Origin of the sequence: Streptomyces sp. NPDC053427 (assembly GCF_044544985.1) — a bacterium.
GTDB lineage: Bacteria > Actinomycetota > Actinomycetes > Streptomycetales > Streptomycetaceae > Streptomyces.
This window is the reverse complement of the sequence record NZ_JBITYA010000001.1, coordinates 207,138-221,865: the sequence shown is the minus strand read 5'-3', so window position 1 is coordinate 221,865 and position 14,728 is coordinate 207,138. Positions and strand designations below refer to the sequence as shown.

9 protein-coding genes are annotated in these 14,728 nt (G+C 70.0%); 5 read left to right on the top strand and 4 right to left on the bottom strand.

What is annotated here, in order from left to right:
• Positions 1–162: 162 nt before the first annotated feature.
• Together ACIGWZ_RS00835 and ACIGWZ_RS00830 are read left to right on the top strand one after the other, a co-directional pair.
• Positions 163–1,980: an ABC transporter transmembrane domain-containing protein gene (locus tag ACIGWZ_RS00835; protein WP_400059383.1), complete on the top strand. Its 1,818-nt coding sequence runs from the start codon at positions 163–165 to the stop codon at positions 1,978–1,980.
• Positions 1,977–3,758: an ABC transporter ATP-binding protein gene (locus tag ACIGWZ_RS00830; protein ID WP_400059381.1), complete on the top strand. Its 1,782-nt coding sequence runs from the start codon at positions 1,977–1,979 to the stop codon at positions 3,756–3,758. Before ACIGWZ_RS00835 ends, ACIGWZ_RS00830 begins: the two co-directional genes overlap by 4 nt.
• Before the next feature lie 144 nt (positions 3,759–3,902).
• Here the strand turns inward: ACIGWZ_RS00830 and ACIGWZ_RS00825 are convergent, their stop codons facing one another.
• From ACIGWZ_RS00825 to ACIGWZ_RS00815, 3 genes are all read right to left on the bottom strand, one after another.
• Entirely contained in the window at positions 3,903–4,694 is a 792-nt protein-coding gene (locus ACIGWZ_RS00825; protein WP_400059378.1) for a metal-dependent hydrolase, read from the bottom strand.
• Between the two features lie 156 nt (positions 4,695–4,850).
• Positions 4,851–6,047, bottom strand: coding sequence for an alpha/beta hydrolase family protein (locus ACIGWZ_RS00820; RefSeq protein ID WP_400059376.1), 1,197 nt, complete (start codon positions 6,045–6,047; stop codon positions 4,851–4,853).
• 166 nt (positions 6,048–6,213) lie between these two features.
• Positions 6,214–7,623 (bottom strand): purine-cytosine permease family protein, encoded by a 1,410-nt coding sequence (locus ACIGWZ_RS00815; RefSeq protein WP_400059374.1) that lies wholly within the window; start codon positions 7,621–7,623, stop codon positions 6,214–6,216.
• Between the two features lie 666 nt (positions 7,624–8,289).
• Here ACIGWZ_RS00815 and ACIGWZ_RS00810 point away from each other — a divergent pair.
• On the top strand, positions 8,290–10,803 hold the full coding sequence (locus ACIGWZ_RS00810; protein WP_400059372.1) for a DEAD/DEAH box helicase: 2,514 nt from the start codon (positions 8,290–8,292) through the stop codon (positions 10,801–10,803).
• Between the two features lie 52 nt (positions 10,804–10,855).
• Positions 10,856–11,773, top strand: coding sequence for an acyl-CoA thioesterase (locus ACIGWZ_RS00805; RefSeq protein WP_400059369.1), 918 nt, complete (start codon positions 10,856–10,858; stop codon positions 11,771–11,773).
• A gap of 1,476 nt (positions 11,774–13,249) precedes the next feature.
• On the opposite strand, the gene ACIGWZ_RS00800 is transcribed toward ACIGWZ_RS00805, so the two are convergent.
• Positions 13,250–13,447 carry a hypothetical protein gene (locus ACIGWZ_RS00800; protein WP_400059367.1) on the bottom strand — a complete coding sequence of 66 codons (198 nt, stop codon included), beginning with the start codon at positions 13,445–13,447 and terminating at the stop codon, positions 13,250–13,252.
• A gap of 417 nt (positions 13,448–13,864) precedes the next feature.
• Here ACIGWZ_RS00800 and ACIGWZ_RS00795 point away from each other — a divergent pair, with 417 nt between their 5' ends.
• On the top strand, positions 13,865–14,068 hold the full coding sequence (locus tag ACIGWZ_RS00795; protein WP_400059365.1) for a cold-shock protein: 204 nt from the start codon (positions 13,865–13,867) through the stop codon (positions 14,066–14,068).
• The last annotated feature ends 660 nt before the right edge of the window (positions 14,069–14,728 follow it).

Below are 14,728 nucleotides of genomic sequence, written 5' to 3'. Positions count from 1 at the left end.
TGGCCCGATACCCACGTCGGCGACGGAAAACCGTTTGAAATCGGCGCGCCCGGCGCGCCAACCTTCCATCTTCCGCTCCGGCTCCCCTCCCCCCACGCGTTCCCGCCCGCCGCACCGCTTTCCGCCGGCCCGAACGTCCGCCCACGACACGTCTTGGACATCATGCACATTCGCGACCTTCCGCACCCCGACCCGGGCGTCCCCGACGTCCGTACGGGCGGCAGATTTCTCCTGTGGCTCTACCAACAGCAGCTCGGCGGGCAGGCCAAGGCCCTTTTCTGGGGCCTGGTGCACACCGGCGCGGTGGCCTCGTTCCCGCTTCCGGTGGGCACCGCCGTACAGGCCGTGGTGGACCGCGACGGCGGCCAACTGGTCCTGGCCGGCGGCCTCATGGTGCTCCTGGGAGTACTGGTCTCCCTCGGCGACGTCATGCTGCACCGCTCGGCGGTCACCAACTGGATCACCTCCGTCGCCCGGGTGCAGCAACTGCTCGCCCGCAAGACCACCGAGCTCGGCTCGGCCATGACCCGGCGGGTGGCGGCCGGTGAGATCGTCGCCGTCAGCACCGGTGACCTGGAAAAGATCGGCTGGTTCGTCGAGGCGATCTCCCGGTTCGGGGCCGCGGCACTGACGTCGGTCGGCGTCTGCGTCGCCCTGGTGGTCTATCAGCCCACCCTCGGCGTCGTGGTGGCCCTTGGCGTACCCGTACTGGCGCTTGCCGTACTGCCGCTGCTGCCGCCCGCCACCCGCCGCGCCGACGCCCAGCGCGAGATGGCGGGCAAGGCGACCGAGCTGGCGTCCGACACCGTCGCCGGGCTGCGCGTACTGCGCGGCATCGGCGGCGAGGAGCTCTTCCTCGGCCGCTACCGCAGTGCCTCTCAGGAGGTGCGCAAGGCCGCCGTGCGCAGCGCCCGGATGTGGTCCCTGATCTCGGCCGTACAGGTCGCGCTCCCGGGCCTGCTGCTGATCGCGGTGGTCTGGTACGGCGTCCGGCTCGCCCTCGACGGCCGGATCGCCGTCGGCGAGCTCGTCACCATCTACAGCGCGGTCGCCTTCCTGCTCTATCCCCTGCGGCACTTCGAAGAGATCGCGATGGCCTACTCCTTCTCCAAGCCGTCGGCGAAGCGTGCGGCGCGGGTACTGGCGCTGACCCGGCCCGCCGAGGGCAAGGGGGGCGTCGGCCGCGGCATCCCCGACGGCGATCTGCACGACCCCGTCAGCGGCCTGACCGTTGGGGCCGGCCGGCTGACCGCGGTGGTCTGCGGCGACCCCGACGCCGCGGGCCGACTCGCCGAACGCCTCGGCGGGCACCCCCCTGATCCGGACGAGGATGCGGACCCCCTGCCGTCCGTCCTCCTTGGCGGCACCCCGCTCGACGATCTCCCGCGCGATGCCGCCCGTACGGCCGTCCTCGTCCAGGACAAGGACCCCGTCCTGCTCTCCGGCACCCTCGGGGACCTCCTCGACGTACCGGCCTCCGGGCAGGTGGGCACGGCACGGGCGCTCGCCGCGGCGCAGTGCGGCGATGTGCTGACCGCGCTGGCGCAAGCGTCCGTCGACGACTCCGGGGACCCGATGCACACCCGGATCACCGAACGCGGCCGGTCGCTGTCCGGCGGCCAGCGCCAGCGGCTCGCCCTTGCCCGGTCGCTCGTCGCCGACCCCGTGGTCCTGGTGCTGGACGAGCCGACCAGCGCCGTCGACTCGCATACCGAGGCGCGGATCGCCGACGGTCTCCGCGAGATCCGGACCGGCCGCACGACGGTGGTCCTCACCTCCAGCCCCCTGCTGCTGGACCGTGCCGACGACGTGGTCTTCCTCCCGGCCGGCAAGGTCGCCGCCACCGCCACCCACCGCGAACTGCTGCGCACCCACCCCGACTACCGCGCCGTCGTCACCCGCGAGACCGACGACGCCCCGGCCCGCCCGGCACTCACCCCACCCGAACACGCCCCCGCGCAGCTCGAGGAGACCGCATGATCGGCCTGGCGCCACCGGAGCACGATCCGGACGCCCCGCAGACCACCACGACCCTGCCGGTCGGCTCCCCGGCCACCGTGCGCGGGTACGTGACCGGCCTGATCCGCCGTCACCGGCGGGCCTTCGCCCTGCTGGTCGGCGTCAACGCCGCCGCAGTCATCGCCTCGATGGTCGGCCCGTATCTGCTCGGCGGGCTGGTCGAGGACCTCTCCGCAGGTCACCGGGATATCCAACTCACCCGCACCGTCGCGCTGTTCGCCCTCGCGCTGGTTGCACAGACCCTGTTCGTACGGACCGTACGGCTGCGCGGGGCGATGCTCGGCGAGCAGATGCTGGCCGATCTGCGCGAGGACTTTCTCGTACGGTCCGTGGCGCTGCCGCCGAGCGTCCTGGAACGGGCCGGCACCGGTGATCTGCTGTCCCGTATCACCACGGACATCGACCGGCTGGCGGAGGCGATGCGGGAGGCCGTCCCGCAGCTGTCCATCGGCGTGGTGTGGATCGCGCTGCTGATCGGCGGGCTCACCGTGACGGCGCCGCCGCTCGCGCTGTCCGTCCTCATAGCGCTGCCCCTTCTCATCGTCGGCTGCCGCTGGTACTTCACACGCGCGCCGAGCGCCTATCGTTCCGAGGCCGCCGGATACGCCGCCGTCTCCGCCGCGCTCACCGAGACCGTGGACGCGGGACGCACCATCGAGGCACACCGACTGGGCCCCCGCCGAATCGCCCAGTCGGAGCGCCGGATCCGGGAATGGACGCAATGGGAGCGGTACACGTTGTACCTGCGGTCGGTGCTCTTTCCCGTCATCAATGTGACGCATGTGCTGATCCTCGGCTCGGTGCTGCTGCTCGGCGGCGCCTTCGTCATGGAGGGATGGCTGACGCCCGGTCAGCTGACGACGGGTGCGCTGCTGGCGCAGATGATGATCGAGCCGATCGGCATGATCCTGCGGTGGTACGACGAGCTGCAGGTGGCCCAGGTGTCCATCGCCCGGCTGGTGGGCGTGCGGGAGATCGAGCCGGAGGCGGCGGACGAGCGGGTGACGCCCGACGGCCGGGACGTCCGCGCCGACGCGGTGCGCTTCGGCTACCGCGCGGGGGTCGATGTGCTGCACGAGGTCTCGCTCCAGGTCCGCCCCGGCAGCCGGCTGGCCCTGGTCGGCCCCTCCGGCGCGGGCAAGTCGACGCTGGGCCGGCTGCTGGCGGGCATCTACGCGCCGCGTACGGGCACCGTCACCCTGGGCGGCGCCGCGCTGTCCGACATGCCCGCCGAACGCGTCCGCGCCCATGTGGCCCTGGTGAACCAGGAGCATCACGTCTTCGTGGGCTCGCTCCGCGACAATCTGCTGCTCGCCTGCACGGATGCGGCCGATGCCGAACTCTGGTCGGCGCTGGGCGCGGTGGACGCCGAGGACTGGGCGACTGCGCTGGACGAGGGGCTGGACACCGAGGTCGGCTCCGGCGGCCATCCGCTCACCCCGGCGCAGGCCCAGCAGATCGCGCTGGCCCGGCTGGTGCTCGCCGACCCGCACACCCTGGTGCTGGACGAGGCGACGTCGCTGCTGGATCCGCGAGCGGCCCGCCACCTGGAACGCTCACTGGGCAAGGTGCTGGACGGCCGTACGGTGGTGGCCATCGCGCACCGGCTGCACACCGCGCATGACGCGGATCTGATCGCGGTCGTCGAGGAGGGCCGGATCAGCGAGCTGGGCAGTCACCATGAGCTGGTCGCCGCGGAGGGGGCGTATGCGGCGCTGTGGCGGTCCTGGCACGGGTGACCGTCGCCGTGGTGATCGTCGCCGCCGCGGTGTTCGCCGGGCCTGCCGCACCCGCCGCGCGCTACAGGCCCGACGGGATGGGGGCGCGCCGCCGTCCCGTCGGGCCTGTAGCGCGCCGCAGGCCCGGGCCGCGGCGCGCGTCGGTCAGATGTAGCCGAGGGCTCCCAGGCCACCGATGCCGCCCAGCACCATGAAGACCGGCATCAGCACCTTGAGCTCCACCCAGCTGCCCGCCTTGAAGCGCATGCCCTTGGGCGGGCCGAGCGGATACCAGCGCTTGCGGCCTATCGGGATGGGCCACAGGACGGGGCAGCCGGAGACGGTCAGCGCGTCACCGATGTCATGGACCAGCGCGCCGAGCACGACGGGCAGGCCCAGCCAGAGGTACTCCTGGCCCGGCTCGGCGAACAGCCAGTTCGCGCCGTTGCCGGGCTGGTCGAGAATGCCGCCCAGGATCCAGGCCGCGGCCGCGCCCAGCAGCCACACCAGTACGTCGCTGGAGACCCGCGCCGCCCGCCACAGCAGGCCCTCGATGGCGAGGACCATGTGGACGAAGAGGATGCCGAGGACCGCCCACCGGCCGCCCGTCATCGCCAGCAGCGACATGCCACCGCCGACCAGGACGGCCCACACCCAGGTGTGGGTGAGGGTGCGGTGCCCGCCGTTGCGATTGGAGTCGCCGCGCATCTTGGTGGCCTTGTAGACCGCGTGCGAGATGCTGTCGACCACCTCGCAGAGGATCCGCGAGAGGGGGCCGAAGGCGCGGGAGATGGTGGCGGACTTGTGGTCGAGGTCGGGGGCGAGCGCCGCACCGGCGCAGATCAGTGCTCCGCACAACAGCACCGGCCAGGGCATCGGATGCCCGGTGGCATCGGCCGCCGCCCCCACCCCCAGCCAGGCCGCGGCCCCGGACAGCGAGTGCGCCGGTCCCATCATGGTCGTTCCCCCACCCTTGTTGTATCGGCTGTTGCGTCGGCTCTCACCCGTCGAAGGCGCTCCCGACCCGCTTCCGCCGCCCGGCTCTTGACGCCTGGTCGGCTCGGCGACTCAGCGTAGCGTCAGAAGATCTCCGCAGGTCGCGCGGGTGCGGCTTCACACGCCCAGCACGTCGTCGAGCCAGTCGAACACCCGCTGGTCGAATCGCGAGCGGTTCCAGCTCTCGCAGTGCCCGGCCGATCCCTCCTCAGCTGTGAAGCGCACCAGCTTCTTGGGGCACTTCAGCGCCTCGTACAGCTGCTCCGCCTGCGCCGACGTCGGATCGTTCTCGGCGGCCGCGACGAGGGTGGGGCAGGCGATGGACGCCACCACATCCGCGAGCCGGTAGCGCCGCATCTCCACCACGTACTCGCCGAGCGAACCCAGGCCGTGCACCCACAGCCCGCACTGGACCAGCTTCCAGTTCAAGGTCGGATCGTCGGCGACCCCGGCGAGGTACGGATCCAGTTCCGCCGGGTCCACATCGGGCAGTCGTTCCTTGAGGTCCGGCGGCAACGGCAGCCAACCGGCGAAGGCGGCCGGGTCCCAATGCCCGGGATCGGCGATCAGGGCCGCGATCCGCGGCTCGCCGCTGACCCCGCGCGGTGCCAGACAGCCGCCGAAGCTCCAGCCCATGACCGCGATGCGGGCGGCGTCGATCTCCGGCAGCTTCAGGGCGTGATCGACGACGGGACGCAGCACCGTGTCCCACTCCGGGCGCAGCGTCAGGCCGTCCTTGATCAGGGACCGTCCCTGGCCCGGGCCGTCGACGAGCAGGCAGGCGTAGCCGCGGCGCACCGCGGGAACGGCGTGCGACCAGTACATCTCGTGGATGTTGGAGTCATAGCCGTTGACGCCGATGAGCGTCGGCCGGCGCATGCCCCCGTCCTCCGGCACGCACAGATAGCCGGGCAGGGTGCCGCCCTCGAAGGGGATCTCCAAGGGCCGCATGGGGTGGTCCGCAAGCTCCGCGAAGCGGTCGAAGCAGCGGCTCTCGTGGTCGAACGCCTCGACCAGCAGCGGGGAGACCGGGGCGCCGAACAGCGGGAGGTAGGAGACGCGGTAGTAGGTGCTCGCCCGGTGGTACGCCTCGCGGGCGCTCACCCGGCGGCCCCGCTCATCGCTCTCGCGCGCCCAGGACTCCACCATGGCGGCGGTGGCCGACCATTCCCGGTGCCAGCCGGCGACGTCCCCCGGGACGATCCGCCCCACCGTCTTCTCGCACTCTCCGTACTCCGCACCCCCGCGGGTGCTCAGGGCGAGCGCCCGCTCGGTGAACGACTGGAACAGCGGATCGTTGCAGAGACGAGGCACGGGCGCGGCTCCTTGTCGAGGGCGGCAAAGGACGCCTCACCCTTACCCTCGGCGGGTACCTCCGCCCGCACACCGATTCGGTATCCCCTCCGAACGGTCCATCGCCGCGGCCCGTCGCCGCGGTGCGTCGCCGCGGTCCGTCGCCCAGGTCCCTCGCCGCCGCGCGCTACGCAGCCGCGGTTCCGGCCGCCTCGGGCGCCTTGGCCGCACGTGTCCCGGCTATCCGCCGCAGGGGCGCATAGACGGCCACGGCGACCGCGAAGGCGACGTAGTAGGCGAAGTCCGCGCCATGCAGCGCGGCGGCTATCGGGCCGACGAAGAGGGTGGTGTCCATGAAAGGCACGGCGGCGGCGAACGCGGCCACGAAGGCGACGGCCGCGGGCCACCACGGCTGGGGGCGCGCGAACTCGGCCGCAACGTCGATCGGCGCACCGCCTCTGGCCTTGGCCCGCTGCCAGGCATCGACGATCACCACACCGACGAAGCCGGGTATCCAGTAGCCCACGAACAGCAGCACATTCTGAAAGCGTGCCGTGGTGTCCGCCGAGTGCATCCACAGGACCAGCAGAAAGCCGAGCACGGCGGCCGCCCCGGCGGCGAGGGGCCGAGGAATCCGTACGCCGGCCGCTTGGAGGGCCAGGGAGCCGCTGTAGTCGTTCATGGCGTTGCTGCACACCGCCGCCGCCGCGATGGCCAGCAGCCCGAAGGCGGCGAGGGCGCCGCCGCCCAGGAGGCCGTGGACACCGGCGGCGGTTTGGTCGGCGAACAGCTCGGCGCCCCACAGCCCCAGCGTCTGGACCCAGGCGAAGGAGAGCACCATGCCGAGCACGGAGAACCAGAACATCCGGGGCCGCGAGGTCGTACGGGGCAGGTAGCGGCTGAAGTCGGAGGCGTACGGCGCCCACGAGATCGCCAGGCTCAGCGCGATGGTGCTGGTCAGGACGAAGGCCCCGACGCGGTCGGCACCGTGCGCGGAGCCCGATACGGGAAGCGGCACACCGGACAGCAGCTTGACGCTGAGCACCACGAAGGCGGCGCCCAGGACAAAGGTCATCCAGGTCTGAAGCTGATGCAGGACCTCATAGCCGAAGACGCCGACGGCGCCTTGCAGCAGCAGTACGACCAGCGCCCCCAGCCAGAACGGCCAACCCAGCAGCTGGGCCAGCGCCTCGCCGCCGAACAGACCGATGAGCGCGTCCCAGGCGATGGAGGAGAGCCACTGCATGATGCCGGGGAGCGCCACGCCGCGGCCGAAGGCCAGTCGCGACAGCGGCAGCTGGCCGGTGCCGGTCTGGCTGCCCCACGTGCACAGGTAGGCGGCCGGCAGCGCGCCGATGACCGTGCCGAGCACCATCGCGATGAGCGCGGTCCAGAAGTCCAGCCCCAGGGAAATACCGACGGTGCCGGTAAAAATCCCGCTCATGGTGAGATTGGGCGCAAACCACACCGTAAAGAGCCGACCGGGTTTTCCGTAGCGGTTACTTTCCGGCACGGGCTCGATACCGTGCCGTTCGACCGCCAGGTCGCCGGCTCTCGCAGGCATCCGCCCGCCGAAGGTGGACTGCTCGATGGTCATGACTCTCCTGGGCTTCGTTTGCAGCGCCTTACGTTAAGCCGAGCAGCCGGAGGACCGGGAAACCACCCCCGGGCCGCGGAAACGGGGCGCCACGTCCGCCGCGCACCGTCCCCCACCGGCGATTCCCTTTGCGCCGGCCGCGAGGTGGGGGGCCGTCGCAAGGAACGTCACGCATGCCGGTAGTCGGTTTGCAGGCGTTCTGCAGGCGTTTCGCAGTGGGGTCGTAATGATTTTGTAGCCGGAAATGCTCCGATGATCCGCGCGATATCCGCGCGAAATCCCTTGGGCCGACCCCTTGCAGTCGGCAGATACCCACCGGCGCAATCCATCGTAGAAGGCATTGGGCGGTGGTCTGCCGTGTCTCCTCCGTACAGGGGGCGGCCTTGGCGGCGCACATATCGATCGCGATACGCACACCGGGGAATACGGAGCGCTACCCTCGCCTCCCGCCCCTTCCGGCCCGACGTCGTCGACACTCCCCCGCCCCCAGGCGGAGACCTGCCCCGCGCCGGGCAGGCCCCCGGCTCTCCCGCGGGCCGCATCGCCGCAGCTCAGGCGCCGCGGGCCGGTCGCCGCCCCCGTTCGGGAGGCCACGGCGACGGCCACATGATCTTCATATGTGCGGCCGGTTCCCTGATCCGGGCCGGAGGCAGGCAGTATGGGGGCGTGACCCTCATCGATCATCTGCCGAACGACGCCGACCCCGATGCCCTCTTCGAAGCCTTTTCGAGCTGGGCCGAGCAGCAGGGCATCGCGCTCTACCCTGCCCAGGAGGAGGCGCTGATCGAGGTGGTCTCGGGTGCGAACGTCATCCTCTCCACCCCCACCGGCTCCGGGAAGAGCCTGGTGGCGGCCGGCGCGCACTTCACCGCTCTCGCCAATGACCAGGTCACCTTCTACACCGCGCCCATCAAGGCACTGGTGTCGGAGAAGTTCTTCGATCTGTGCAAGCTGTTCGGCACCGAGAACGTCGGGATGCTGACCGGCGACGCTTCGGTCAACTCCGATGCGCCGGTCATCTGCTGCACCGCCGAGGTGCTCGCCTCCATCGCCTTGCGCGACGGCAAGCACGCCGACATCGGCCAGGTCGTGATGGACGAGTTCCACTTCTATGCCGAGGCGGACCGCGGCTGGGCCTGGCAGATTCCGCTGCTGGAACTGCCTCAGGCGCAGTTCATCCTGATGTCCGCGACGCTCGGCGACATGTCGCGGTTCGAGGAGGATCTGACCCGGCGCACCGGCAAGCCGACGTCGGTGGTGCGCTCCGCGACCCGGCCCGTGCCGCTGTCGTACGAATACCGCAGCACACCGATGACGGAGACGCTCACCGAGCTGCTGGAGACCCGCCAGTCGCCCGTCTACATCGTGCACTTCACGCAGGCCGCCGCCGTGGAACGGGCGCAGGCGCTGATGAGCATCAACATGTGTACGCGTGCCGAGAAGGACGAGATCGCCCAGCTCATCGGGAACTTCCGGTTCACCACCAAGTTCGGGCAGAACCTGTCGCGCTACGTACGGCACGGCATCGGGGTGCATCACGCCGGCATGCTGCCGAAGTACCGCCGGCTCGTGGAGAAGCTGGCCCAGGCGGGTCTGCTGAAGGTCATCTGCGGTACGGACACGCTGGGCGTCGGGGTCAATGTGCCCATTCGCACCGTGCTGTTCACCGCGCTGACGAAGTACGACGGGACCCGGGTGCGGACGCTGCGGGCCCGGGAGTTCCATCAGATCGCCGGCCGCGCCGGCCGGGCCGGGTTCGATACGGCGGGGTTCGTGGTCGCGCAGGCGCCCGAGCACGTCGTGGAGAACGAGAAGGCGCTGGCGAAGGCGGGCGACGACCCGAAGAAGCGCCGCAAGGTCGTACGCAAGAAGGCGCCGGAGGGCTTCGTCAACTGGGGCGAGAACACCTTCGAGAAGCTCATTGCCTCCGATCCCGAGCCGCTGACCAGCCGTTTCCGGGTCACGCACGCGATGCTGCTGTCGGTGATCGCGCGACCGGGCAATGCTTTCGAGGCGATGCGTCAGCTGCTGGAGGACAATCACGAGCCGCGCCGGAACCAGCTGCGGCACATCCGTCGTGCCATCGCGATCTACCGGTCGCTGCTGGACGGCGGGATCGTGGAGCGGCTCGCGGAGCCGGACGCGGAGGGCCGGATCGTCCGGCTGACCGTCGATCTTCAGCAGGACTTCGCGCTCAACCAGCCGCTGTCCACCTTCGCGCTCGCCGCGTTCGATCTTCTCGACCCCGAGTCGCCGTCCTACGCGCTGGACATGGTCTCGGTCGTGGAATCCACGCTGGACGACCCCCGGCAGATCCTGGCCGCGCAGCAGAACAAGGCCCGTGGCGAGGCGGTCGCCCAGATGAAGGCCGACGGCGTCGAGTACGAGGACCGCATGGAGCGGCTCATGGACGTCGAGTACCCCAAGCCGCTCGACGAGTTGCTCTCCCACGCCTACGGCCTGTACCGCAGGAGTCACCCCTGGGTGGGCGACCATCCGCTGTCGCCGAAGTCGGTCATCCGGGACATGTACGAACGCGCGATGACCTTCACGGAGTTCACCTCGTTCTACGAGCTGGCGCGCACCGAGGGGATCGTGCTGCGCTACTTGGCGAGTGCGTTCAAGGCGCTGGATCACACCGTGCCGGACGATCTGAAGTCCGAGGATTTCCAGGACATCATCGCCTGGCTGGGCGAGATGGTGCGGCAGGTCGACTCCAGTCTGCTGGATGAGTGGGAGCAGCTCGCCAATCCCGAGGAGGAGACGGCGGAGCAGGCGCAGGAGCGGGCGGATCAGGTCCGGCCCGTCACGGCCAATGCGCGTGCCTTCCGGGTGCTGGTGCGCAATGCGATGTTCCGCCGGGTGGAACTGGCGGCGCTGGACAAGGTCGAGGAACTCGGCGAGATGGATGCCGACTCCGGCTGGGACGCGGATGCCTGGGGCGAGGCGATGGACGCCTACTGGGACGAATACGACGACCTGGGCACCGGCCCGGACGCGCGCGGCCCGAAGCTGCTGGGAATCGAGGAGGATGCCGCACACGGGCTGTGGAAGGTGCGGCAGACTTTCGCCGACCCGAATGGTGACCACGACTGGGGCATCTCCGCGGAGGTGGATCTGGCCGCCTCCGACGAGGAGGGGCGTGCGGTGGTGCGCGTCACCGAAGTGGGACAGCTGTGAGGAGACGGCTTCGACCGAGGCCGTCGAGGGATGCGACGGAGGGCCGCCGGTCATGACCAATCCCGCCGAGAGGCTGGTGGATCTGCTGGATCTCGAGCAGATCGAGGTGAACATCTTCCGTGGCCGGAGTCCGCAGGAAAGCCTCCAGCGGGTCTTCGGCGGACAGGTCGCGGGCCAGGCGCTGGTGGCGGCGGGACGGACGGCGGAAGGCAACCGCCCGGTCCACTCGCTGCACGCGTACTTTCTGCGGCCGGGCCGGCCCGGAGTGCCGATCGTGTACCAGGTCGAGCGGGTCCGCGACGGGCGGTCCTTCACCACCCGCCGGGTTGTCGCCGTCCAGCAGGGACGCACGATCTTCAATCTGACCGCCTCCTTTCATGAGCCGGAACCCGGCTTCGATCATCAGTTGCCGATGCGCCGGGAGGTGCCCGACCCGGAGGACCTGCCCACGGTCACGGACGAGGTCCGCGCGCACCTGGGAGGTCTGCCCGAGAGCCTGGAGCGGATGGCCCGCAGGCAGCCGTTCGACATCCGGTATGTCGACCGGCTGCGCTGGACGCCGGACGAGATCGAGAATGCGGAGCCGCGCAGTGCGGTGTGGATGCGCGCGGTGGGGCCGTTGGGCGACGATCCGCTGGTGCACACCTGCGCGCTGACCTATGCCAGCGATATGACGCTGCTGGACGCCGTCCGCATCCCGATCGAGCCGCTGTGGGGGCCCCGGGGCTTCGACATGGCCTCGCTCGACCATGCGATGTGGTTCCACCGTACGTTCCGCGCGGACGAGTGGTTCCTCTACGACCAGGAGTCCCCGATCGCCACCGGCGGCCGGGGCCTGGCCCGCGGACGGATCTACGACCGCGAGGGCAGGCTGCTGGTCTCGGTCGTCCAGGAAGGGCTTCTACGTCCTTATGGTCCCAGTCACATGGACGGGACCGACAAGGACGCCACTCCCGGAGTGACCGCCTGAAAGACCCCGGGTGCGGTGCAACGCTCCCAGGGTCTACGGACACCAGGAGCTGAACCCTCCCAGCGCGCGTTCATCGCACCCCCACGCCCGGGACTTCGCGATCGTCCCGAATTCCGCCGCCCGACACCGGGACCTGTCCTGCACGGCGCGCGGCATCCTCGTTCACCTGCTCTCCCTCCCCGACGGCGCCAAGGAAGACGTGCGCACCCTCGCGGACCGCGACCCTGGCGTGGGCGCCGGGATGTATCCAAGGCTGTCCAGGAGTTGGAGGACGCCGGGTACTCCTTCCGCCGGACCATCCACGATCCGGAGACGGGGCGAGTCCGGACGGAGACGTTCGTCTATGACTCTCCTCATCGCGTACGGACCTCCAGCTCCGACGTCCCACGCTCCAGCCACTCAGCGGCCAGCGGAGCCAGCGTCAGCGTTTCGGCGGTGCCCAGACCAGGCGGGAGTCCACCGGGTGGGTCTCCCGGCCGTCGTGCACTCCGCCGCCGCCGCGATCCTCCGGGACCGGCTGACGCGGAAGCTCCCCGCGCCCCGTACCCGCCGTGCCGCTGCCGCTCCCGCTGCCCCGCTCCCGGAGTGCGCCGACTGCTCCGCGCCGTTGCCGCGTTGCCAGGAGGCCGGGATCTGTAGCAAGTGCTCCGGCGTGGGCCCGTCCCCGGCGTGGGAGGGTGCGATGGCGGGCTCGGCCGCTTTCCGTGCCGCGCGCCAGTCGCTCCGCTCCGTCCAGGAGGTGGCGGCATGATCACGTGTTGGGCCTGCGCAGACGAAGACGGCCCGTTCGTGCACGTCGGGCGGCAGGCATGGCTTTGCGAGCACTGCCACACCCGGGATCTGGCAACTCTGGAACATCTCAAGGCACATGCGGTCTGGCCGGTTGGTCGCCGTGGGCCGCGTGGCTCATGCCGGTGTGCGTATCCGTCTACGCGGCCGTAGCGACCATGTCCGTGGATTCCCGTCCGAAGGGAGCCCACGGACGGGGAACGGCCATCGTGGGGGCGCCGGTTCCCTTGCTCTGGCCGCTCAGGTGACAGCCCATTTGATGGCGGCCGGGTTCGCCGGGTCATCCGCTTTTCCGGTGGCCGCTGTGCCCGCCGTGCCGCCGGTCGTGGTCACGCACCTCATGCACAGGGTGGCCAGGGCCTACACGGTGGCCACAGGGAAGCCGGTGGTGGCCACCGCGGATTCCGCCGATACGGCCTCGGCGTGCCCGCCCAGAAGCCGACGTTCGCGGACACGGGCACGGCGAGCGGCCAGGAGGTGGAGGACGCCAGCGCGGTCATGGAGGCGGACGTGGTGGACGCTCCATCACGGCCGGCGGAGCTGTCCGTGGTCGAAGGCAGGGCCGGTCAGGCGGATACGCTCCCGGGCCTGGTGGTTGTCCGACCGGACAGGGCGCCGGTACCTCGAAGAGCTGGCCGCCGAGGGCGCTTTCCGTGGCCGTCAGATCAGCCGAAAGAACTGGCCTAGCTACTCAGCCTTCCGCACCTTGACCGCGATGGGGAACCCGTGCTCTGGGTGTGCTTCGAAGAGAACATTGTCTCCCGACGACGGGAAGTAGTCGGGATCGACATTCTCTGTGTAAAGCAGCCATCTCTCCTCTTTTCCATCGTAGATGTCGCCTGAGCCTGGCCCCGGGCGCCACTCGACGAGCTTGCCTTTGAGCATGATTGCGTCTCCTTCGCTGGGTGGTTCCGAGTAGTCTGGCGGTGAACATCAGCGACGTACCCGGCCATCAGCGTGACCGTGCAGCACGCCGCCCCAATGGGCGATAGATCCACACGGCCGCTTGACGACTAACGTATCCGGCCCCTTGGCTAAACTCATCGACCAGATGATGAGCCGCAATCCGGCCGACCGGATCGGCCGGTGGGGCTTGTCCACGATGGCTTTCCGCTGGTCATGCCTGTCCGCGTCGTCCGGGTGCCAAGCATGTGTCGTTCTCCGCTACCCCTCGGACCAGTAGGTATTCCATGGCGCCTACCCTTTCGGGTGACTCTCGCACTGCCACCGCCTCAACGGGGAAACCTTCGAGCGCCATCTCAGAATGCGCTTGAGCGCCACCCCGCAGGGAGACATGCCGCCATGCCTAAAGGCACAGTGAAGTCCTTCAACCCGGAGAAGGGATACGGGTACATCGCGATTGAGGGCGGTGGACCGGACATCTACGCCCACTACAGCGAGATTCAGTCGAACGGCTTCAGGCAACTCGATGAGGGCGACAAAGTCGAATTCAACATCGGGCAAGGAGCAAAGGGACCGCAGGCTGAGCACATTGTGAAGCTCTGAGGCCAAGCCGGTCGCAGACGTCCACCGGGACAACCCGGTGGACGTTCCCCCGTCATGCCACACGGCCGGCACGCGACGTAGCGTGATCGCTCAACCCAACTGTCCCGGATGCCGCCCCTCCGGCCTCCGCCCGGACACCCGCCTCCGGCGAGCCGCCGCGCCCTCCGCGCTGGACTTCCGCGCGTGATGCCAACGGCACAGCGCCTGAAGGTTCGCCAGGTCGTGATCGTCACCCGGGACGACGTGGTCCACGTCCGTGGCCGGTGCCGTGCACCGCGCTCCTGTGTCCCGCAGCAGGGCCACGCACTGGAACCCGTCCCGCTTCGGCACCGACAGACGCAGTACGGGCCAGTTGCCGGGGAACCTGGACCGTCGGTTACTACCTGTCCAGGACAAGGACACACCTTTCCTCGTCGCTCGGCCTCGCGCCGGTGGCGCGCACAACACCCGCCCGCGGTCAGCGCAGAGCACCTAAGGGCTGTCCCGTAATCCCTGGCGGGCGCACGACGACAGCTACGGCACTCCCCCAGCTAACGCTGGGAGGTACCCCCACGCCGCGTTGTCGGAACGTCCGGATACGCCCAGTATCCGGACGTCCCTCCGCCTTGCGATGCAGCTCGGCTTCCGGGGGACGAATGAAGAGCCGAGACGGAGCGAAGC

What these genes read in the sequence shown, in the direction of transcription:
- ACIGWZ_RS00835 (WP_400059383.1), top strand. Translation starts at nt 163, where the DNA reads ATGCACATTCGCGACCTTCCGCACCCCGACCCGGGCGTCCCCGACGTC.
- ACIGWZ_RS00830 (WP_400059381.1), top strand. Translation starts at nt 1,977, where the DNA reads ATGATCGGCCTGGCGCCACCGGAGCACGATCCGGACGCCCCGCAGACC.
- ACIGWZ_RS00825 (WP_400059378.1), bottom strand. Translation starts at nt 4,694, where the DNA reads ATGATGGGACCGGCGCACTCGCTGTCCGGGGCCGCGGCCTGGCTGGGG.
- ACIGWZ_RS00815 (WP_400059374.1), bottom strand. Translation starts at nt 7,623, where the DNA reads ATGACCATCGAGCAGTCCACCTTCGGCGGGCGGATGCCTGCGAGAGCC.
- ACIGWZ_RS00805 (WP_400059369.1), top strand. Translation starts at nt 10,856, where the DNA reads ATGACCAATCCCGCCGAGAGGCTGGTGGATCTGCTGGATCTCGAGCAG.
- ACIGWZ_RS00800 (WP_400059367.1), bottom strand. Translation starts at nt 13,447, where the DNA reads ATGCTCAAAGGCAAGCTCGTCGAGTGGCGCCCGGGGCCAGGCTCAGGC.
- ACIGWZ_RS00795 (WP_400059365.1), top strand. Translation starts at nt 13,865, where the DNA reads ATGCCTAAAGGCACAGTGAAGTCCTTCAACCCGGAGAAGGGATACGGG.